This window comes from Klebsiella sp. OBRC7, from assembly GCF_000293135.1.
Taxonomy (GTDB): domain Bacteria; phylum Pseudomonadota; class Gammaproteobacteria; order Enterobacterales; family Enterobacteriaceae; genus Klebsiella; species Klebsiella michiganensis.
Map to the genome: position 1 here is coordinate 1 of NZ_ALNJ01000147.1, position 19,281 is coordinate 19,281.

Annotated in this window: 16 protein-coding genes; 11 read left to right on the forward strand and 5 right to left on the reverse strand. The window is 45.6% G+C overall.

What is annotated here, in order from left to right; all coding sequences use genetic code 11:
- Positions 1–211 precede the first annotated feature (211 nt).
- Together HMPREF1144_RS28775 and HMPREF1144_RS28780 are read right to left on the reverse strand one after the other, a co-directional pair.
- Complete coding sequence (locus HMPREF1144_RS28775) at positions 212–1,348, reverse strand: hypothetical protein (protein ID WP_009654824.1); 1,137 nt, start codon at positions 1,346–1,348, stop codon at positions 212–214.
- Positions 1,341–1,967 (reverse strand): hypothetical protein, encoded by a 627-nt coding sequence (locus HMPREF1144_RS28780; protein WP_016154438.1) that lies wholly within the window; start codon positions 1,965–1,967, stop codon positions 1,341–1,343. Before HMPREF1144_RS28780 ends, HMPREF1144_RS28775 begins: the two co-directional genes overlap by 8 nt.
- Before the next feature lie 408 nt (positions 1,968–2,375).
- Between HMPREF1144_RS28780 and HMPREF1144_RS28785 the strand changes: the two genes are divergently transcribed.
- From HMPREF1144_RS28785 to HMPREF1144_RS32220, 3 genes are all read left to right on the forward strand, one after another.
- A complete protein-coding gene (locus tag HMPREF1144_RS28785; protein WP_009654820.1) occupies positions 2,376–2,960 on the forward strand; it encodes an MFS transporter in 585 nt (194 codons plus the stop codon).
- A 283-nt stretch (positions 2,961–3,243) separates the two neighbouring features.
- On the forward strand, positions 3,244–5,382 hold the full coding sequence (locus tag HMPREF1144_RS28790; RefSeq protein ID WP_009654821.1) for an AAA family ATPase: 2,139 nt from the start codon (positions 3,244–3,246) through the stop codon (positions 5,380–5,382).
- A gap of 280 nt (positions 5,383–5,662) precedes the next feature.
- Positions 5,663–5,911 carry a hypothetical protein gene (locus HMPREF1144_RS32220; RefSeq protein ID WP_016154436.1) on the forward strand — a complete coding sequence of 83 codons (249 nt, stop codon included), beginning with the start codon at positions 5,663–5,665 and terminating at the stop codon, positions 5,909–5,911.
- 384 nt (positions 5,912–6,295) lie between these two features.
- Here the strand turns inward: HMPREF1144_RS32220 and HMPREF1144_RS28795 are convergent, their stop codons facing one another.
- Positions 6,296–6,658: an ArsR/SmtB family transcription factor gene (locus HMPREF1144_RS28795; protein WP_016154435.1), complete on the reverse strand. Its 363-nt coding sequence runs from the start codon at positions 6,656–6,658 to the stop codon at positions 6,296–6,298.
- Between the two features lie 45 nt (positions 6,659–6,703).
- On the reverse strand, positions 6,704–7,708 hold the full coding sequence (locus HMPREF1144_RS28800) for a cation diffusion facilitator family transporter (RefSeq protein WP_009654826.1): 1,005 nt from the start codon (positions 7,706–7,708) through the stop codon (positions 6,704–6,706).
- 185 nt (positions 7,709–7,893) lie between these two features.
- On the opposite strand from HMPREF1144_RS28800, the gene HMPREF1144_RS28805 reads away from it, so the two are divergent.
- Together HMPREF1144_RS28805 and cueR (HMPREF1144_RS28810) are read left to right on the forward strand one after the other, a co-directional pair.
- Positions 7,894–10,389 (forward strand): heavy metal translocating P-type ATPase, encoded by a 2,496-nt coding sequence (locus HMPREF1144_RS28805; RefSeq protein WP_009654818.1) that lies wholly within the window; start codon positions 7,894–7,896, stop codon positions 10,387–10,389.
- A 13-nt stretch (positions 10,390–10,402) separates the two neighbouring features.
- Positions 10,403–10,867 carry a Cu(I)-responsive transcriptional regulator gene (gene cueR / locus HMPREF1144_RS28810; RefSeq protein WP_016154433.1) on the forward strand — a complete coding sequence of 155 codons (465 nt, stop codon included), beginning with the start codon at positions 10,403–10,405 and terminating at the stop codon, positions 10,865–10,867.
- Positions 10,868–10,956: 89 nt separating this feature from the next.
- Here cueR (HMPREF1144_RS28810) and HMPREF1144_RS28815 read toward each other — a convergent pair whose 3' ends face one another.
- Positions 10,957–11,409, reverse strand: a complete 453-nt coding sequence (locus tag HMPREF1144_RS28815; RefSeq protein WP_009654812.1) for a Cd(II)/Pb(II)-responsive transcriptional regulator — start codon at positions 11,407–11,409, stop codon at positions 10,957–10,959.
- Between the two features lie 81 nt (positions 11,410–11,490).
- On the opposite strand from HMPREF1144_RS28815, the gene HMPREF1144_RS28820 reads away from it, so the two are divergent.
- The 6 genes from HMPREF1144_RS28820 to HMPREF1144_RS28835 all read left to right on the forward strand — a co-directional run bounded on the left by HMPREF1144_RS28820 (position 11,491) and on the right by HMPREF1144_RS28835 (position 19,265).
- A complete protein-coding gene (locus tag HMPREF1144_RS28820; protein WP_016154432.1) occupies positions 11,491–13,986 on the forward strand; it encodes a heavy metal translocating P-type ATPase in 2,496 nt (831 codons plus the stop codon).
- A gap of 92 nt (positions 13,987–14,078) precedes the next feature.
- Positions 14,079–14,483 carry a helix-turn-helix domain-containing protein gene (locus HMPREF1144_RS32225; protein WP_071532327.1) on the forward strand — a complete coding sequence of 135 codons (405 nt, stop codon included), beginning with the start codon at positions 14,079–14,081 and terminating at the stop codon, positions 14,481–14,483.
- A complete protein-coding gene (locus tag HMPREF1144_RS28825; RefSeq protein WP_223175622.1) occupies positions 14,467–14,736 on the forward strand; it encodes a hypothetical protein in 270 nt (89 codons plus the stop codon). Before HMPREF1144_RS32225 ends, HMPREF1144_RS28825 begins: the two co-directional genes overlap by 17 nt.
- A 312-nt stretch (positions 14,737–15,048) precedes the next feature.
- Positions 15,049–15,996 (forward strand): UDP-3-O-acyl-N-acetylglucosamine deacetylase, encoded by a 948-nt coding sequence (lpxC, locus tag HMPREF1144_RS28830; RefSeq protein ID WP_023302364.1) that lies wholly within the window; start codon positions 15,049–15,051, stop codon positions 15,994–15,996.
- Between the two features lie 219 nt (positions 15,997–16,215).
- Complete coding sequence (gene cueR / locus HMPREF1144_RS32230; protein WP_023336667.1) at positions 16,216–16,650, forward strand: Cu(I)-responsive transcriptional regulator; 435 nt, start codon at positions 16,216–16,218, stop codon at positions 16,648–16,650.
- A gap of 149 nt (positions 16,651–16,799) precedes the next feature.
- Positions 16,800–19,265: a molybdopterin-dependent oxidoreductase gene (locus tag HMPREF1144_RS28835; protein ID WP_009654813.1), complete on the forward strand. Its 2,466-nt coding sequence runs from the start codon at positions 16,800–16,802 to the stop codon at positions 19,263–19,265.
- Positions 19,266–19,281 lie beyond the last annotated feature (16 nt).

Sequence of the window (19,281 nt, forward strand, 5' to 3'; positions counted from 1 at the left end):
CTTATAGTACAATAATTTTCGATATCCAAACTGACCCCATTAAGAGTTATCCAGCATGTATGTCTCTTCAATCAACGATTAGTACGGAGACTCATACTAAACTGGAAATAAATCTCATAATAGCGCTTAAGCCGGAATGACTAGCGCTGTCCGGCAAATAGTCGCGGATGATTCAAGATCCACTTAATAAGTGGATCTTGATAGCATCCTGTTAGTAAACCGCTTGTTTTATAAGTAAAATTCCTTTGGCGGGTGTGTAATATTCAGTAGGCTGGCCGGTTATTTCACGCAGCACCTCAGTGACAATACTATTGACCATTCCCGTCAGTTTAAGCAATTCGGCAAAAGTTTCATTCTTGTCAATTATCTTTCTGGTGCCATTTGGAACGTAGAGCAGCATTGCAGCATTAGGGTTCTGTGCAAGATAATTTAGCCATCTGTGAGTCTCTACAAGGACAGCCAGCTCGTAGTATTGGCTATGTCGGAGATTGTTACCATCTGCGTGGTACATCAGCGAGGCAATATCATAACTACTGAGTTCAATTTTAGTACCCTCAGCTTCACTATCCGCTTTTAGTGTCTTAAGAAAACGAATAGACTTACGCAATCCTCCATTACATTGATCGCATTTGTCTTTAATTCGTTTGATGTGGAGGAAAGGTAGGTTGTAGATACGTTGACGTGTGTTTTTATCTATAATAGTGACCCCACGTTGATCTACATCTTTAGTATGTTGGTACTCTTTGGTATCCCACCAGATGCTTGGCACCACATCCACTTCTCTCTGCAAAGACCCTCCCGTTATTCTCAAAGATTTGGCGTTGTTGTCATCAACATCTGCCGCAGGGAAAGTTGCTTTCAGGGCATCCCTAGCGGCATCCCTGAGTTCAAGGATGACATCCCCATCATTTTTGTTCGTAGGGGTGTAGCGGCCAATACCGTCGCTATCATAAATAAGCATCTGAGTGTCTATAATCAGCAGATCCACATCACTGAAACTTTTAATATGAATATCCAGTGGTACAGAGCCTTGGACACGAAACTCCAGATTAAGATCTAATTTCTTTACCAGTTGGTTCTCAATACGCTTGGCAGTTTCAAAAGAAATTTCGGTATAGCGGTTATCAACCGGTTGCATGGCACCTATAACATAGCGGGTTGCAGAATCTTGTTTTCCCCTGGTTTCCCAACTTTCATTTAAATCCAGGAAACCTTCTAGCAAAGCATAGTTTTCCAGTCCATCAATCCTCTGGTTACTGATTGACTCTCTGGCTACGTTTAATTGATCGAATGTCCCTTTACGACGAGACTTCATGCGTTCAATTCGCGCACTAAATGAATTAGACATTGTCGATCCTAGTGATTGTCATTGTTCCGTAAGTAGCCCGGCCTTGACCGTTAAAATAATGGCCTTCAGCAGATTTGAGTCCGTCGTCGAACCTGAACTCTGCGAATCCAACATGTGAAGTCAGGTGTTCTTCACCTGTCTTGGGTTGGTTGCGGTAGTTATAAAGCAGCTGGTAACCAATTCCCTCGTCATGAATGATGGAGGCTGTCACACTATCCGAATGCGATGATTGAGTTTTCAGATGAATTCTGACTTTGTCCCATGACTGGACAATTCTCAGCTCACCTTCCCAGGGTTTACCACCTTCAGATCGGGTATGGCCTTCAACATTCCAGCGGCCTGCAAGATTTGGCACACATAAAAATTTCCCGAGGTAGGTGTTATGCCAGAGATTTTTATCAAACCATGTATACAACCCCATGTAGATCCCACCGGCGCTAATAAGTGAAAAAACTGAGGCAGGTATGTGGCTGTTAATGTGAAAGTTTTTCAGCCATTCGATTAGTGTGAGTGCTAGTAAAATCAGAACGAACGATATAACTGAGGCAACAATGGCAATATATCGGCCGACTTTACTGCGGTTAAAACCGCAAATCACAATGTACTCGTGACTTTTCATGAAATGGCGTCCAAGTGAGATGAAAACTAAAAAAACTATATATAGGTAATTTTACTATATCAAACCCTAGATATGGATGGATTGACAGTTATTTCTCGGTATGGTTATCAGAACGAGTTTTAAGTAGATCTGGAAGAAGATACATCCAGATTTCAGTCAGATACCGCCATCGTCATGTCAGCAGGAACCGGATTGATTTCCTCGTTTCATAGCGGTCAGGCTTGCCTGAAAATGATACCTTCGCAGGGAATGTTGATTGAGCTGGGCGGTGTCATTTTTCTGTTTATAGGCGGATTACTTGCAACCCTTGGCTGGCAGTGGCCGTTTTTGCTTCATCTTTTTGCCTAGGTTCTTCTGGTTATGCAGCTGGCGTTTGTGCCGTAACAATTGTCCTCTGGGACAGAAAACATGAATGAAAACGCCGGAGAAAGCGAATCGGTGAGTGCGACTCGATTAGCGCCTGTGCTTTTTGCAGCCCTGCTGTCCATGATTTGCTTCTTCACCAGCATTATCATCATTCCGCAGGTGTTTAGCTGCATGGCTATTGGGGCAGCAGAAACCGGATACTTTCTGTCGTTTATCTCACTGGTCGCCGTCGGGGCTGCTGCGATGATGCCGCGCCTCATAGCGCGTTTACGTGAGTACGGAAATCTGTACACGGCGTTTAGCTGCTACGCTGCCGGACATTTCATATTTTCATTCGCTGATAATGTAGTGTTCTACATCGCTGGCGGGGTTTTAATGAGTTGTGGGTTTGGTCTGTCGGTGCCGCTTGTGAATCATATGACAGTCGAGCAGAGTCACGCTCGCGTCCGGGGACGTAACCTTGCCTGGCTTTCTATGGCTATATTCTCCGGCCAGTTTTTATCATCATTCATGGAAATCATCCTAGGAGATTCATCAGTCGTCTTCCGGGGGACCGCGACAATTGCGGTGGCGGTAATTGTCGCTCTCATGGTGATACACCGGAAACGTCGCTTTAAAACGGCATAACGTCTGTCAGTATCAGCAACGCCGACATTGCTGAGCCGGCTTAGTCTGGTGCGGGTACTGAGGGTGCAAATGTCCGCTCTTGGCACGAAGCGGACATACATCACAAGCGCCGTACATACGCTCTATAAAACAACTGCTCCGGCGCTGCGGTACCAAGGGCGAATCCCGGAGTGCTTTACTCAAAAATGAAACGGTGCTTATATGTTCTGGCTTCAGCTTAAATAATTAATCGGGCCTGCAATATACGGGGCCTGCTCAGTGTCTTTGCCGTAAAGGATTAGGTATGGAAATTGAAATTAATTGCTGTAATAACATCGATAAAGCAAATATAACTCTGGCAGAAAAAAAACTAAATATTAAATTTGCGCCTAACGGCACCGGAAAAAGCACCATTTCCCGCGCGATTCAGTGTACGGTAAACGGGGATGAACAGGGTCTCAGCGACCTGCTTCCGTTTAGATACCGTGGTTCTAATCCCGATGCAGTACAGCCTAGGGTAACTGGTGTCGATGGCCTGCAAAACGTCATGTGCTTTAATGAAAAATATGTCGATCAATTCACTTTTCAACCAGACGAGTTAGTAAGTAATAGTTTTGACATCTTCATCAAAAGTGAAGCGTATCACGAGACAGAACGCGAAATCGAAGCCATGGTCGTGGCCATACGGCAGCAGTTTGCTGATAACGTCGGGCTTGAAGAATTCATCACGCACCTGGGGGAACTCAGCGCCGCATTTAAGCTGAGTAGTACCGGGATTGCAAAAACGTCTACCGGTATGAAAGGCTTATCCGCTGGCAACAAGCTTCAGCACATTCCCGACGGTTTGGAATCTTATAAGCCGTACATCCAAAGTAAAAGCAGCGTAGAGTGGATCGAGTGGCAGACCCGGGGGTATGAGAAATTCTCCGCGCTATCCGACGGCTGCTGTCCGTTCTGTACTGGCGACTCCCGTGAAAAGGCCGAGCAGATTAGCCGCGTCAGCGCGGAGTATGATAAGGCTGTCATTAAAAACCTGATCGGCCTGATCGGCGTGCTAGATAAACTCGGCGAATATTTTTCAGAGCCTGCCCGTGCCCGCCTCGCTGATATTACAACCCTAAAAAGTGGGCTGGAAAAACAGCACGAAGAATATCTCGTGACAGTGAAGAAGCAGACAGACAGCCTGATAAATATGCTGAATACCCTTAAGACTCTTAACGGCTTTACGTTCAGCGCTTCAACCAACGTCAAGGCTGCACTGGAAGCCTGTCGCCTAGACGTGAAGTTTTTCCCGGAGCTGCAGTCGGATAAAACGGCCCGCACCGTAGCCAGTCTCAATACCTCTTTAGACGACCTGACGACGCAGGCCGGACGCCTGCAGGGTCAAATAAATAAGCAGCGTCAGGGCATGCAGAAGCTGATCCTCAAGCATAAAACCGATATCAATACCTTTCTGGCTTACGCAGGCTATCGTTATCAGGTGGATATCACTGGGGAAGGCGATAAATGTCGGCTGAAACTGCGCCACGAAGACTTTGAAGGCTACGTCAGCGGCGGCAGCCAGCATCTCAGCTACGGTGAACGCAACGCCTTTGCCATTGTTCTGTTTATGTATGAATGCTTAGCCAAGAAGCCAGGCCTGATCATTCTTGACGACCCGATTTCATCGTTTGATAAGAACAAGAAATTTGCCATCCTGGAGATGCTGTTTCGCCGCAATACCGGTGAGTGCCTGAAAAATGAAACGGTACTGATGCTGACTCACGATGTTGAGCCTATTATTGATACACTGAAGTCCGTCAGGAAGCTGTTCAGTAATCTGGTTACGGCCTCACACTTGCACTACAGCGCAGGCTGCATCACCGAGCAGCTCATCGGTGAAAGTGATATCCGCACTTTTGCTCAGATCTGCCAGTCTGTCACTGACTCTGATAGTGAAGACATCATCAAGTTGATCTATCTTCGCCGACATTATGAAATTATGGACGACCTCGGTGATGCCTATCAGGTGCTGTCAAACCTTTTTCATCACCGTGAAACGCCCATCGACACCCGTGAACCCGTTGTGCAGGGAGTGGGACATCCTGAAATGTCCGCAGAAAAAGTTGCCTTCGGCTGCCAGGCAATCGCCGATCGCATTCCCGGCTTTGACTACCAGGCCACTTTCGTTCAGCTCACCGACCCGGATCGTATACGTGCGCTTTATCTGCTCTGCCGTAATGGCTACGAGAAACTGCAGGTGTTCAGGTTGCTTCAGACCGGACTCGAGAACGCAGTAATACGTAAATTCATGAATGAGACCTACCACATTGAAAATGAATTTATCTGTCAGCTGGATCCTGCCCGGTTTGATCTCATTCCTGAATATGTCATCAGGGAGTGCGACGCGCTTATACTTCCTCCTCCACCGGCAAATGACGATGCGCTGGAAGAAATTGCCTGACCTGTCGGAGGCGCGAGTATATTAATGCGCTTCAGTTTTCAGTGCGGCTCCAGTCAGGGCCAATAACCACCAGCAGGCGATTACGGTCTGTTACCCGGACCGTTTTCCCCTACCGCAGCGACCTGATGAGCTTCCGGCCTCGCGGCTGGGCCTGACATTCAGAGTGCTGACTGTACCAAGGCAGCGCCACCTCAAGGGAGCAGGAAGGCGACAGGATACATGATCTTGCACGGTAATCGGATGCATTACGGTAAGCAATTCCATCACATGAAGATAAACAATGAACCATCCTGAAATTCACGTCAAAGACTGGATTGATGTGGGCAATCGTGAGTGTGTGGTGCAACGACTTCTTCCTCCAGTGTCTCCCGTCGGCGTCTGTATTGTTGTTCTGAATAAAACCAAACCGACCACCCGGATCGCTGGTTGGAAAGGTGAAAAGTGGTACTTCATGCCCAGCCATGACTTTGGTGGCTATGCAGATGAGTATGATCCCTGTGTACGTGAACTGAAACGGGGCCGTCGCTGACCCCACGAGGTAATGTAGTGCAACTGCGTTTAGGCCAGACTACACGTCACAACACAAGGGCTGCATTCTGATGTTGACCATAACGCATTGTGATGTAGCAATGTCCGCTTTTGGCACGAAGCAGACAAACTAGATTATCCGTGGCTATTCAATAAGCTTGCAAAGCAAGGTTTCTCCTTCATGAGGTGGCCTGCTCACTTCGCTTTATCTGGTGATAGTGAACCATCAGGTATTTATTACATACAAGGGAAGGGGGCAGGTTTCATTATTAAAAGGTTAATTATTAAGGTTTTAATAAATTAATGATGAAACAACTCACCAAAGTAATGAAAAACTAAGGTGAGTTGGAATTACACAAGCTCTACTTATCAAAATTCATTCGGGTTATTCTTCAGCTATGTGAAATACCATGTCCTGAAGAACATGACTTACATGGTGATCCATTATGCTATAAAATATGTACTTACCCTTTCTCTCTCCGCGAACAAGCCTTGCACTTCGTAACAACCTCAGATGATGACTGACCAGAGATTGTGATAACTGGAGCGACTCAGCAATGTCGCCTACAGAGACCGAACCACGCATACAGTAAAGCAGGATTCGTAGTCTTGACTGGTCCCCCAGTAGATGGAAAATCTCGGAAAGTTGCCCAATGTCGTTTTGCGAGAGCATTGATAGATCTGGCTCCGCGACATGATCTGTCGCGGAACAGTCTTGTATGTTGCCGCAATCTGATGTGCTGGACATTATGATTCTCCCTCCTAAATTGATAGTGCATCACCAGAGGCCTGATTAATGTTTGTGGCCTGGACTAGAATGGTTATGCTTTTTTCCGTGTTCGTGTTCGTGTTCGTGTTCGTGTTCGTTACGCAGTTTTGTCGGTGAAAGGCTGCATGTATTATCGTTTTGATCGTAATTCCAGTCGATTCCCACAGTTGCATGTTCTATTTTGAACTGCTCATAAAGTTCTTGTTTTACAAGCTTCACAACGTCTTTTACGTCCACATCTTCCTTGGCTCTTACTTCCAGTGTTGCCATCGTCCGACCTGAGGTTATTTGCCAGACATGAATATGACTTACGGCTGCTAAGCCCTTAACAGAACTGATTAGTCTCTGTTCCACCTTGTCTGGGGAGGCATCTTCAGGCGCTCCTTCTAACAGGATGTGCAGCGATTTTGCTAATAATTTCCAGGCACTACGTAAAACCAGTGCTGCGACAAGAACGGAAAGTATTGGGTCAATCGGTGTCCAGCCCGTGTAGTAAATGACAATAGCGGCGACAATAGCGCCAACAGAACCCAATAGATCACCCATCACATGTAAAATAGCACCTTTGACATTAACATGATCGGTCTCACCACGGGTCATGATCCATAATACCAATATGTTGACCAACAATCCTGCAATGGCAACGATCAGCATTGGGCCTGCCAGTATAATTGGTGGAGCTTGTAACCTTTCCCATGCCTCATATGCAATCCACGCCACAATAGCGAAGAGTGTCAGGGCATTAAAGAATCCCGCGATGACTTCAAATCGCAAATATCCAAAGGTTCGTTTGCTATCAGCAGCTCGACGGCCAAAACGGAATGCCGCATAAGCCAGCGCCAAAGCTACTGCATCTGTAAGCATGTGGCCTGCATCTGCCAGCAATGCTAATGAGCCAGAAAGTATCCCTCCAACAGCTTCGACCACCATAAATGTGAATATCATGAGGAAGGAGATAAGGACTTTACGCTCGTTTGCACTGGTTACTGCTGGAGTATGGTCATGCTCGTGATCATGTGATTGTGACATAGGGCCTCAAGCGGTTGGTTATACATGATGCCTTCAATATAACATATGAATATGTGTTCATGTAAAGGGTTTTTATATCCATTCCTTCCACGGCATCGGCATGTTCAAAATAATGCGCTTGACCTTCCCACGATGGTAAGCCTTAAGGTTGTTCTTTATCTGACCATAACGATGAGAAATACATCATGAGCATTCAAAAAAAACAGCATTCTAATGATGGTGAAACTCAAGTCAGCTTGCCCATTGAGGGAATGACTTGTGCAAGCTGCGTTGGACGAGTTGAAGCCGCTCTGGCTAAGGTTGAAGGCGTACAAAACGTAAGCGTTAACCTTGCAACAGAGCGTGCAGATATCCGCCTAAATGCATTCGTTAATCGTATGGCGTTGGTTGAAGCAGTTGAAAAGGTTGGTTATGAGGTTCCTCAAGCTTCTGTAGAGTTATCAGTTCAGGGCATGACATGTGCATCATGCGTAGGGCGTGTCGAAAAATCGCTCCGAGCGGTTAAAGGTGTAAAAGAAGCCACTGTTAATTTAGCGACTGAAAGAGCTACTGTACGTGGAACCGCAGGAGTTGATGACCTCATAACTGCTATCGAAAAAATCGGTTATGAAGCCAGCCTGGTTGATAACCAAAGCCAGAATAATGATAGTGCCGCAGAAAAAAAAGATGCTGAAAAGGTTGCGTTGAAGAAAGATTTAGTTCTGGCGACCGTACTTGCGTTACCAGTATTTATTCTGGAAATGGGGTCGCATGTGATACCGGGAATGCATCAATGGATAATGGATACCATTGGGCTCCAGGAAAGCTGGTATCTCCAGTTTGTATTAACATTGCTGGTGTTGGCTATTCCGGGGCGGCGCTTTTACCTGAAAGGTATTCCCGCGTTATTAAGACTTGGCCCAGACATGAACTCTCTCGTCTCCGTCGGGACTCTCGCTGCATTCGGTTATTCAATGATTGCGACCTTTGCTCCAGGTCTTTTGCCTCAAGGTACCGTCAATGTGTATTACGAAGCTGCTGCGGTAATCGTCGCTCTTATTCTTTTAGGACGATTTATGGAGGCGCGAGCTAAAGGTCGAACGTCTGAGGCTATCAAGCGTTTGGTTGGATTGCAGGCCAAAGAGGCGCATGTGCTGCGTAACGGCATTGTCATCGATATTCCCATTAGTGATGTAGCCCTTGATGACATTATCGAAGTTCGACCAGGTGAGCGGATACCTGTTGATGGTGAGGTGAGTGAAGGAACAAGTTTTGTCGATGAATCGATGATAACGGGGGAGCCTATCCCCGTCGAGAAAGTTCCCGGAAGCTTAATGGTTGGCGGGACTGTTAACCAGAAAGGAGCATTGAGGTTGCGTGCAACAGCCGTTGGTGGCCAGACGATGTTGTCACAAATAATCAGAATGGTAGAGCAAGCCCAGGGCTCTAAACTACCTATACAAGCCGTGGTCGATAAGGTGACATTATGGTTTGTTCCTGTGGTGATGCTGGCAGCGTTGTTAACTTTCCTTGCCTGGTTAACATTTGGGCCATCACCGGCCCTGTCTTTCGCACTGGTTAATGCCGTGGCTGTATTGATCATTGCCTGCCCATGTGCAATGGGATTGGCTACCCCAACCTCTATCATGGTAGGTACTGGGCGTGGTGCAGAAATGGGGATCTTGTTCCGTAAGGGAGAAGCTCTGCAGTTGCTTAAAGATGCCAGGGTTGTCGCTGTAGACAAAACAGGTACTTTGACTGAAGGGCGCCCAGTAATGACAGACCTGGAGTTGGCCGAAGGGTTTGAGCTTGACTTAGTATTAGCAAAAGTTGCCGCTGTTGAATCACGTTCGGAACATCCTATTGCCCGCGCTATCGTTGAAGCTGCTCTAGGAAAAGAGATATCGCTGCCAGCGTTGACTGAGTTTGATTCAATTACTGGGATGGGCGTCAGGGCTACCGTAGACGGAGAGCGCGTAGAGGTCGGGGCCGATCGATTTATGCGTGAGTTAGGCTTGGATATCGAGTATTTTTCAAAGACTGCGATACGCCTTGGAAACGAAGGAAAATCGCCACTCTATGTTGCTATTGATGGACGTCTGGCTGCCATTATCGCAGTCGCTGACCCTATTAAATCAAGTACGCCGATTGCCATAAATGCATTGCACCAACTGGGGCTCAAAGTCGCAATGATTACCGGTGACAATGCCAATACAGCAAATGCGATTGCGAGACAGCTTGGTATTGATGAAGTGGTTGCCGAAGTGTTGCCAGAAGGGAAAGTTGAAGCAGTTCGTCGGTTGAAGGAGTCTTACGGTAAGGTCGCTTATGTTGGTGATGGCATTAATGATGCCCCAGCTTTAGCCGTGGCAGATATTGGGCTTGCAATTGGTACAGGTACCGATATAGCGGTGGAATCTGCTGATGTTGTCTTAATGTCCGGCAACCTACAGGGTGTGCCTAATGCTATTGGATTGTCTAAGGCAACCATAGGTAACATCAGGCAAAATCTTTTTTGGGCGTTTGGTTATAATGCCGCATTGATCCCTGTAGCAGCAGGCCTGCTGTACCCTGCCTATGGATTGCTGCTTTCACCAATCTTTGCTGCAGGCGCGATGGCGCTATCCAGTGTATTTGTCCTGGGCAACGCACTTCGTTTGCGTCGGTTCCAGCCTCCGCTGGCAGAAGACTCTGAGCACTAAGAAAAGGGGAGCTATGAACATTGGTAAAGCATCGAACGAATCAGGAATCTCCGCAAAGATGATTCGCTATTACGAGCAAATTGGTCTGATTCCTGCTACTGGCCGTACCGAAGCGGGCTACCGTGATTATGCACCCAATGATGTCCATCGTCTGATTTTTATCCGCAGTGCGCGCGATCTTGGTTTTTCTCTTGAAGAGATAGCCGATTTGCTCAAGTTATGGAATGACAAATCTCGCCAGAGCGCCGATGTTAAACGTCTGGCACAAGAGCATATGGATGATTTAGAGCGACGTATGGAAAATATGCGACGAATGGCAGATACACTCAGAGCTCTGATCAAAAGCTGTGCTGGGGATGAGCGAGTTGAATGCCCAATACTCCAGACATTAATGACCGCTGATGCTAAAAGCCATCCCGGTAAGAGAGAAGGGGCAGTGCAACGTCGTTCTCGTGGTAACGAAATGGAAAAAGCCTGACCCCTTATTTTAAGGGCATGATGGCGTAGCACAAAGCTGTATGGGCTTGTGTTACGCCATCAGTCTAATCAACTTATAAGCGCACACCACTAATGCACACCCCCCAAGTGGTCAGTTGGTACGGTTAAAGGAAGATCACCATTCTCTTCATCAGCAGTCAATTTCTGTACTATCCCGCATTCGTCCACGCTCCGGTCTGAGCTGCAATAGTTATTAAGTTCTTTGAGTTGTATTTCCAGGGCTATTAATTCTTTAATACGATGCTGAACATGAGTGAGATGGGCACTGATTATTGCATCAATGGGGCCACAGTCTTTACCGTGATTATTCATTGCCAGTAGCAATGCACGTATTTCCTCATGGGTCATATCAAGAGAGCGGCAGCGTCGGATAAATAATAACTTTTCCAGATGAGTATTGTTGTAACGGCGATAGTTATTTTCAATATCTCTTAATGGAGCCTGAAGTAATCCTTCTTTCTCATAGTACCGAATAGTTTCCACCGGACAATCCGCCTTACGGGCCAATTCACCAATTTTCATGCCTCCCCCCTTATGCGCTTGACCCTCTAGTTAGATTAGGGTCTTTAATCGTCAGTATAGTTAACAGATGAGGCAATGAAAATGAGTGGTGGTGTAAAAAATAGCAAAAACCCTGCAGGAGACGAAGCGGCTAGTTGCTGTGAAACGTTCAATTTAGGGACAGGACTCCGGGTTAAGAATACTGGTGAATCACATAAAGCAAATGATCATGCACATGATCAGCAGGCTCATAATCACAAGAAATGCAGTGATGATCATTCCCATGAAGGTCATAACCATGAAGGCCATAACCATGAAGGCCATAATCATGATGCCCATAGCCATGGCGGCGAAGGGCATTCGCATGATGAGCATAATCATAAGGGATGTAACCATGCTCATGCCGCGCAAGAGCATTCTCATGAAGGCCACGATCACGGCCATGAGGGGGATTGTTGCTCCGCTGCTCCAGAACAATTGAGTAGCCTAGGGGGCTCGCAGGTTGTGGCTGGTGGATTACGGACAGAAATTCGCATTATGCAGATGGATTGTCCTGTTGAAGAAAATCTTATCAAAAAGAAACTGGGTGGAATGAGCGCTGTTAAAGAGCTTGATTTCAACCTGATGCAGCGTGTTTTGACTGTAACCCATACACCGGATTCGCTTGAAGCTATCATGGCTGCAATTCGCTCGTTGGGATTCGCGCCAGAAGTCTCTGATAATACTAGCGGCAAGAAAAATACCCAGGAGAAAAAAAAGCCCTGGTGGCCATTAGCTCTTGCTGGCGTAGCTGCTCTTGCAGCCGAAGTGATGCACTGGGCTGATATGCCTGACTGGCTAGAAGCTGGGTTGGCTTTGATAGCAGTGCTTTCTTGTGGTCTGACAACCTACAAAAAAGGTTGGATTTCGATTCGCAATGGCAACTTGAATATCAATGCACTAATGAGTATTGCCGTTACTGGGGCTTTGGTCCTTGGGCAGTGGCCAGAAGCGGCGATGGTTATGGTGTTATTCACCATTGCCGAGCTGATAGAAGCCAAATCACTTGATAGAGCCAGAAATGCAATAGGTTCCCTGATGAACCTGACTCCTGAAACTGCAATGGTCCAACAAGCTGATGGAACATGGCAGGAAGTTGACGCCAGTAGCGTACAACCGGGCAGTATTGTCAGGGTAAAACCAGGTGAACGAATTGGTCTCGACGGAGAAATCGTCAAAGGCCAAACCACCATTAACCAAGCTCCAATTACAGGTGAAAGTATGCCTGTCGATAAAATTGCGGGCGATGCTGTATTTGCTGGAACAATAAATCAGTCAGGCTCTTTTGAATATAAAGTCACTGCAGCTGCAAATAATACAACCCTTGCTCGCATCATTCATGCCGTTGAGCAGGCGCAAGGCGCCAAAGCAGCTACACAACGTTTTGTTGACCGCTTTTCCCAGATTTATACCCCCGTCGTTATGGGTATTGCTGTTGCGGTTGCTGTATTGCCACCATTGTTTGGGGCAGGAACATGGCAGGAGTGGATCTATAAAGCTTTAGTTATGCTTGTCATTGCGTGTCCATGTGCCCTGGTTATTTCTACGCCAGTAACGATTGTTAGTGGACTTACTGCAGCTGCTCGCAAAGGGATTCTCATTAAAGGCGGTGTTTATCTTGAGCAGGGACGTAAGCTAAAAGCCCTTGCGCTGGATAAAACAGGAACTATTACCTATGGGAAACCAGTACAAACCGACGTAATGGTATTCAATGGTTGGAGCGAGCGTGAAGTTCGTACTACTGCAGCTAGTCTCGCTAGTTACTCTGATCACCCTGTTTCACTGGCAATTGTGAATGCTTCTGCTGATTTGAAAAAGCAGGATGTTGACAGCTTTGAAGCGATTGTTGGGCGAGGTGTGCATGGCGCGATTACAGGTAAGGATTTTTACCTTGGTAACCTGCGTTTGACTGAAGAACACTTTAATTGTCCATCAGAGATTAAAGCAACAGTACAAAGGCTGGAAAGCCAGGGTAAAACAGTTATTTTACTCAATGATGGTAAGCAAGTGCTTGGGTTGTTCGCTGTTGCTGATACTGTTAAAAACAGCAGCCGTGAAGCGATTGAACAACTTCATGAACTTGGCGTTAAAACTATTATGCTGACTGGTGATAACCCACATACAGCTAAAGCAATCGCATCTCAGGTTGGAATCGATGAGGCTCGAGGGAATCAATTGCCAGAAGATAAACATCGTGCAGTTGAAGAGCATTCACGGATTGGAATCACTGGGATGGTTGGTGATGGTATCAATGATGCACCGGCTCTGGCTGCAGCTGATATCGGTTTTGCTATGGGCGCAATGGGTACTGATACGGCGATTGAAACTGCAGATGTAGCCTTAATGGATGATGACCTGCGTAAAATCCCAGCCTTTGTAAAATTATCCCGACAAACGTACAGCTTACTCGTGCAAAATATCAGCCTCGCTCTAGGTATTAAAGCCGTATTCCTTGTACTCACGCTCATGGGAATGGGAACTATGTGGATGGCTGTATTTGCTGATGTTGGTGCCAGTCTTCTGGTTGTGGCAAATGGCCTGAGGTTATTACGAAAATAAAGAGTTGGGTCCCTGAGTTCTTCATGGATGACAGACTCAGAGACCGTATTCTGGTTTGAATATATTCATAGAATATGGTTTGGGGGGAGAGAATGGACACCAGGAAATATTCTGAAAGTGTTGTCAAAGATATTTTGCAGTGGGTTGAAAGTTCATTGAATACAACCTTGCCAGTAGAATTTATTGCTGAGAAGTCTGGGTATTCACGATGGCATTTTCAACGTTTGTTTAAACAGACGACCGGTGTTGCGCTGGGTGAATATGTTCGTGCTCGTCGATTATCATGTGCTGCGATTGATCTGAAATTGACTTCCAGAACAGTCCTAGACATTGCACTTCAGTATGGTTTTAATTCGCAACAAACTTTCACGAGAGCTTTTAAAAACAAGTTTCATCTTCCTCCCGGTCGGTACCGCAAGCAAGGGAATTGGAATTTATCAGCGCTGTGTCCATCTTTACTTTCAGATTATGAGGAGAGATATGCCAATGTTAGTTAATGACCCCGTATTAATTTCTATGATAGAAGATCTGACTGATAAGTATAATAAAATGCAGGATTTTTTAATCGATGATGAACCTTGTATTGATATCGTACGGTCGGTGTATGAGTTGGAGTGTACAGTTAGTGAATTCAAAAAAAGAATTATACTTCAACATATTTCCTATTGCCATTCAGATGAATGTGATGACCCTGACCTGCATGTCGCCTTAATTGACAATATAAAAAACATACTTGACTATCTTGAATAATTTTACAAGAAGGGCATTAGGCTTTCTTAAAACCATTTGTGTTTTGGATGAATAAATATTTTTAATTCACTGATTTCCGTATGGTCTCAACCATAAAGAATATGATGGTAACTAACCCGGGTCAGTCAGTGCGACTCATGCAAGATGCTTGATGTGTATATCGTATAAAATCTTGACCCTATATCAACTTCATGGTTTTTAATGGAACCAAGTCGAGAGTAGCGAGGACGATGAACAGAGCAATAGGGGGAATCATCAATGGAACCTTGTTGCGGACGTTCTGCCTAGTCGCTAGAGCAAACAGAGGTCTCCATGATCAAGCAAAAAACTATCAAGAATATTGTTGAATTAAACGGTATTGGCTTGCATAGCGGTAAAACCGTTAACATGAAAATCATGCCTGCTGGTGCCGATAGTGGCATACGGTTCCGTAGAACAGATGTAACTCCTGTTGTTGATATTCAGCTCCGTGCCGATCAGATTCATGACACTATGCTGGCAACAAGCATTATCAACCCTCAGGGAGTTCGAGTTTCAACAATCGAGCATTTCCTTTCTGCGGTGTCTAGCATGGGGCTTGATAACCTCTTGGTGGAGCTCGATGCTCCAGAACTTCCCATTCTCGATGGGAGTGCCAGAGGATTCATAGACTCAATAATGCACGCTGGTTTGATAGAGCAGTGTGCGCTAAAAAAATATCTTCTGATAAAAAAAACGGTTTCCGTAAAAGATGGCGACAAATGGGCTCTTTTGCATCCAGACTCAAAGTTCTCGATCGATTTTATGATTGATTTTAAGCATCCCTTGATTTCTGCTGAGACTAATAGATTAAATATTGAAGTGTCGAAAGAAAACTATATTAGCGAGATTGCTGATGCCAGAACTTTCGGATTTGTTCGTGATGTAGAACTTCTACAACAAAAAGGTCTTGGGTTAGGGGCAAGTTTGAACAATGCGATAGGGCTTGATGAATATAGCGTTCTGAATCCGGAAGGTCTGCGATTTAATAACGAACTTGTGCGACATAAAACACTGGATGCGATTGGAGACCTCTTTGTATCAGGCCATAATATTATTGGCGCCTACCATGCTTATAAGTCAGGGCATGCATTAAATAATAAGTTGATGCTTGCACTGTTGAATGATGTCGAATCATGGGAATTAGTGAGTGTTGGTGAATATAAAAATGATGCCACTAGAGAAACCATCCTTTCTAAACCCAAAGAAGAGTGTTTTGAGTCATTAAGTATGTGGTCATAAGGGATATGAGTATGTTCGTCACATCTGGTTTTTTACACAGCTTATCTTGATGATTTTTTTCTTGACCTTACCACCACGGGAAGGTCTAGGCTGGATATCGACTAAGTCTTGATGAGCCAAACGGTAACCGTATCACTACGTATGCAAGGTAAGAGTGTCAGAAACGACGTCATTTGAAACTGGATCTGATATTAACAGAATACATTTTGGGAGGTAAGGATGAACATTGGTGATGCTGCCCGGTTATCCGGAGTTTCCGCCAAAATGATCCGCTATTACGAAGAGGCGGGATTAATACCGGAAGTTGCAAGAACTGCAGCCGGGTATCGGATGTACAGCGATATTGATGTGTACAAATTGCATTTTATACGTCGATGTCGGGAGTTAGGTTTCTCTCTGGCGCAAACAGGAGAACTTCTCTGTCTTTGGGGTAACCATTCGCGCCAAAGCGCTGATGTGAAAAAATTAGTCGAGTCACACATCCGCGAGTTGACTGTAAAAATTCAAGAATTTCAGCGTATGGCATCAATACTTACAACGCTTTCTGATTGCTGTGCAGGGGATGATAAGCCTGAATGCCCTATTTTGCGTGCACTGTATCTTGCAGATGTTAACGGTTTGCAGGAATCAGATTCTGGCCCTGAAATTACTTAGCCGCTACCCATATATGACAGTAATTTCAACTGAAATTACGCCCACAAAACAAGATGATATTAACATTAATTGGGTTAGTAATTCTTGGGTGAAAAGAAAGCAATGTGGTTTTTAAAATATATTAACTGTTTTTAGTAGTGAGGTTTACAATGTCAGATATTATTCCCGGATATTGCACACTTTGCCGTTCGCGTTGCGGGACGTTGAATGAAGTAGCAAATGACCACCTGATCAAGGTACGGGCCAACCCTGAACATCCTAATGGTAAGGCCATGTGTATGAAGGGCAAAGCGGCACCTGAGCTGGTGGACAGCGCAAATAGAATTCTGTACCCGATGAAGAGAACCCATCCTAAAGGTGCCGAGAACCCGGGCTGGAAACGTATAAGTTGGGAAGAGGCTATGTCAACGATAGCCGGACAACTGGAAAAATTTAAACGAGAGAACGGAGCTGAATCTGTCGCTTTCGGTTTTACGAGCCCAAGCGGTACCCCCCTCAGCGATGCAATTGAATGGTTAGAGCGATTTGTTCGTATCTATGGCAGCCCAAACACCAGCTATGGAACTGAAATATGTAACTGGCATAAAGACGTTGCACATCGATGGACCTTTGGCTGCGGCATCCCTGTTGCTGACTATTCCCATGCCGATCTTATCCTTCTTTGGGGGCATAACCCCGCGAATACTTGGCTTGCCCAGGCTAGTGCGATTGGTACTGGTCGAAATAACGGTGCAAAACTGATCGTCGTGGATCCTCGCCCGACACCTTTAGCGAAAGAAGCAAATGCCTGGCTTGATGTCAATCCTGGAACTGACGGTGCATTAGCTTTGGGGTTAAGCCATCTCCTGGTAGAAAGAAACCTGTTTAATCATGAGTTTGTTCGAAACTGGACTAATGGTCCTTTGTTGGTTCGAAATGATAATGGTTATTTTCTTCGGGAAAAAGATATTAACCCACTTGCCATCAGTAATCGCTATACAGTTTGGGACGAACACAACCAGCAAGTCACATTTATCGATTCCGAGACTCGAACTGAAGAAACGCTGACGCCTACAGCTGCACTTGAGGGTAATGTTGAAGTTGCAATAGCTGATGGTGCAAAAATTTCCTGCCAAACGGCGTTTTCATCTTTTAAAGATATGTTGGCTAATTATGACCCAGAAAACGTAAGCCGTATCACCGGGGTATCTGTTGCATCAATTGAAGCCGCTGCGAGTTTGATTGCCGGGGCCAAGAAAATCGCCTACCACAGTTGGTCTGGAGTGGCACAACACACTAATGCCACCCAAACAGAACGTGCGATTGCGACACTGTATGCTTTAACCGGTTGTTTCGATCAGGAAGGATGTAATCGAATCTATGCCAGCCACCCGGTGAATGTGGTTAATTCACCGACACTGATGCCAAAATCACAATGGGATAAAGCATTAGGTCTTGAAGAAAGGCCTATCGGGCCGCCTTCACAAGGTTGGGTTCATTCTCAGGATATCTGGCATTCAGTATTAGAAGGTACACCCTATAAAATTCGCGGGTTAATTGGCTTTGGTGCCAACATATTACTTTCACAAAGTGATACTTCTCTCGGACAACAGGCGCTTGAGGCACTTGAGTTTTATGCCCATGTAGATTTGTTTGAAACGCCTACATCAAAGTATGCTGATATCCTTCTGCCAGTAAACACTGCCTGGGAGCGCGAAGGCCTAAGAACCGGGTTTGAAAGTAGTGCTGCTGCTCAGGACCACATTCAGTTGAGAAAAAAAATGGTCTCTCCGCGCGGTGAAAGCCGTTCCGACCTTGAGATTGTTTTCGATCTTGCATGCCGGTTAGGAATGAATGAAGCGTTCTTCGACGGCAATATTGAGGCAGCCTGGAATTATCAACTAGAACCATTAGGTTTGACTGTTGAGATGCTCAGAAATAAGCCAGAAGGTTACGATATCCCGCTTGAGCATAAAGTCAGAAAATATGCTTTCAGAGACCCAAATAGTGGATATCTGGCAGGTTTCAATACAGAAACAAAACGTGCAGAGTTTTACTCTGAGATCCTTCATCGCTATGGTTACAATCCTTTACCTGAGTATGTACAGCCGCAAGAATACCAGCGCAACGATCCTGATTATCCACTAATGCTGACATCCGTTAAAAGCGGATTCTTCTGTCATAGCCAACATCGAAGCCTGACTAGCCTACGAAAAAAAGCACCTTATCCAACGGTAGACATTTCGGCAGCTCTGGCTGACGAAGAAGGTATCAAGACGGGGGATTGGGTAGAAATTGAAACGAGAGCAGGTCTTGCTCGATTTAGAGCAAAAGTGGAAGCCAAACTCTCTCATGAAACTGTAATTGCTGAGTTTGGGTGGTGGCAGGCTTGTCCTGATTTTGGCAAACCTTCATACCCGGTTAAAGGTGAGTACAGTAGCAATTACAATAGCTTAATCAGCGGTGATAGCTATGATCCAGTCAGCGGTGCTTTACCTTTGCGTTCATTCCGCTGCCGCATTCGCCGCTTGAATGATTTTGAGCTGATAAGACGCCCCTGGGAAGGTCGTAAAACATTCAAAGTCATTGAACTGAAAAAAGAAGCAGATAATGTGGTGATGCTGCCAACTTACTGATTTAGTGTATGATGGT

Excerpts from the sequence above, each read along its gene's own strand:
- HMPREF1144_RS28775 (WP_009654824.1), bottom strand. The coding sequence starts at position 1,348 with ATGTCTAATTCATTTAGTGCGCGAATTGAACGCATGAAGTCTCGTCGT.
- HMPREF1144_RS28780 (WP_016154438.1), bottom strand. The coding sequence starts at position 1,967 with ATGAAAAGTCACGAGTACATTGTGATTTGCGGTTTTAACCGCAGTAAA.
- HMPREF1144_RS28785 (WP_009654820.1), top strand. The coding sequence starts at position 2,376 with ATGAATGAAAACGCCGGAGAAAGCGAATCGGTGAGTGCGACTCGATTA.
- HMPREF1144_RS28790 (WP_009654821.1), top strand. The coding sequence starts at position 3,244 with ATGGAAATTGAAATTAATTGCTGTAATAACATCGATAAAGCAAATATA.
- HMPREF1144_RS32220 (WP_016154436.1), top strand. The coding sequence starts at position 5,663 with ATGAACCATCCTGAAATTCACGTCAAAGACTGGATTGATGTGGGCAAT.
- HMPREF1144_RS28795 (WP_016154435.1), bottom strand. The coding sequence starts at position 6,658 with ATGTCCAGCACATCAGATTGCGGCAACATACAAGACTGTTCCGCGACA.
- HMPREF1144_RS28800 (WP_009654826.1), bottom strand. The coding sequence starts at position 7,708 with ATGTCACAATCACATGATCACGAGCATGACCATACTCCAGCAGTAACC.
- HMPREF1144_RS28805 (WP_009654818.1), top strand. The coding sequence starts at position 7,894 with ATGAGCATTCAAAAAAAACAGCATTCTAATGATGGTGAAACTCAAGTC.
- cueR (WP_016154433.1), top strand. The coding sequence starts at position 10,403 with ATGAACATTGGTAAAGCATCGAACGAATCAGGAATCTCCGCAAAGATG.
- HMPREF1144_RS28815 (WP_009654812.1), bottom strand. The coding sequence starts at position 11,409 with ATGAAAATTGGTGAATTGGCCCGTAAGGCGGATTGTCCGGTGGAAACT.
- HMPREF1144_RS28820 (WP_016154432.1), top strand. The coding sequence starts at position 11,491 with ATGAGTGGTGGTGTAAAAAATAGCAAAAACCCTGCAGGAGACGAAGCG.
- HMPREF1144_RS32225 (WP_071532327.1), top strand. The coding sequence starts at position 14,079 with ATGGACACCAGGAAATATTCTGAAAGTGTTGTCAAAGATATTTTGCAG.
- HMPREF1144_RS28825 (WP_223175622.1), top strand. The coding sequence starts at position 14,467 with ATGCCAATGTTAGTTAATGACCCCGTATTAATTTCTATGATAGAAGAT.
- lpxC (WP_023302364.1), top strand. The coding sequence starts at position 15,049 with ATGATCAAGCAAAAAACTATCAAGAATATTGTTGAATTAAACGGTATT.
- cueR (WP_023336667.1), top strand. The coding sequence starts at position 16,216 with ATGAACATTGGTGATGCTGCCCGGTTATCCGGAGTTTCCGCCAAAATG.
- HMPREF1144_RS28835 (WP_009654813.1), top strand. The coding sequence starts at position 16,800 with ATGTCAGATATTATTCCCGGATATTGCACACTTTGCCGTTCGCGTTGC.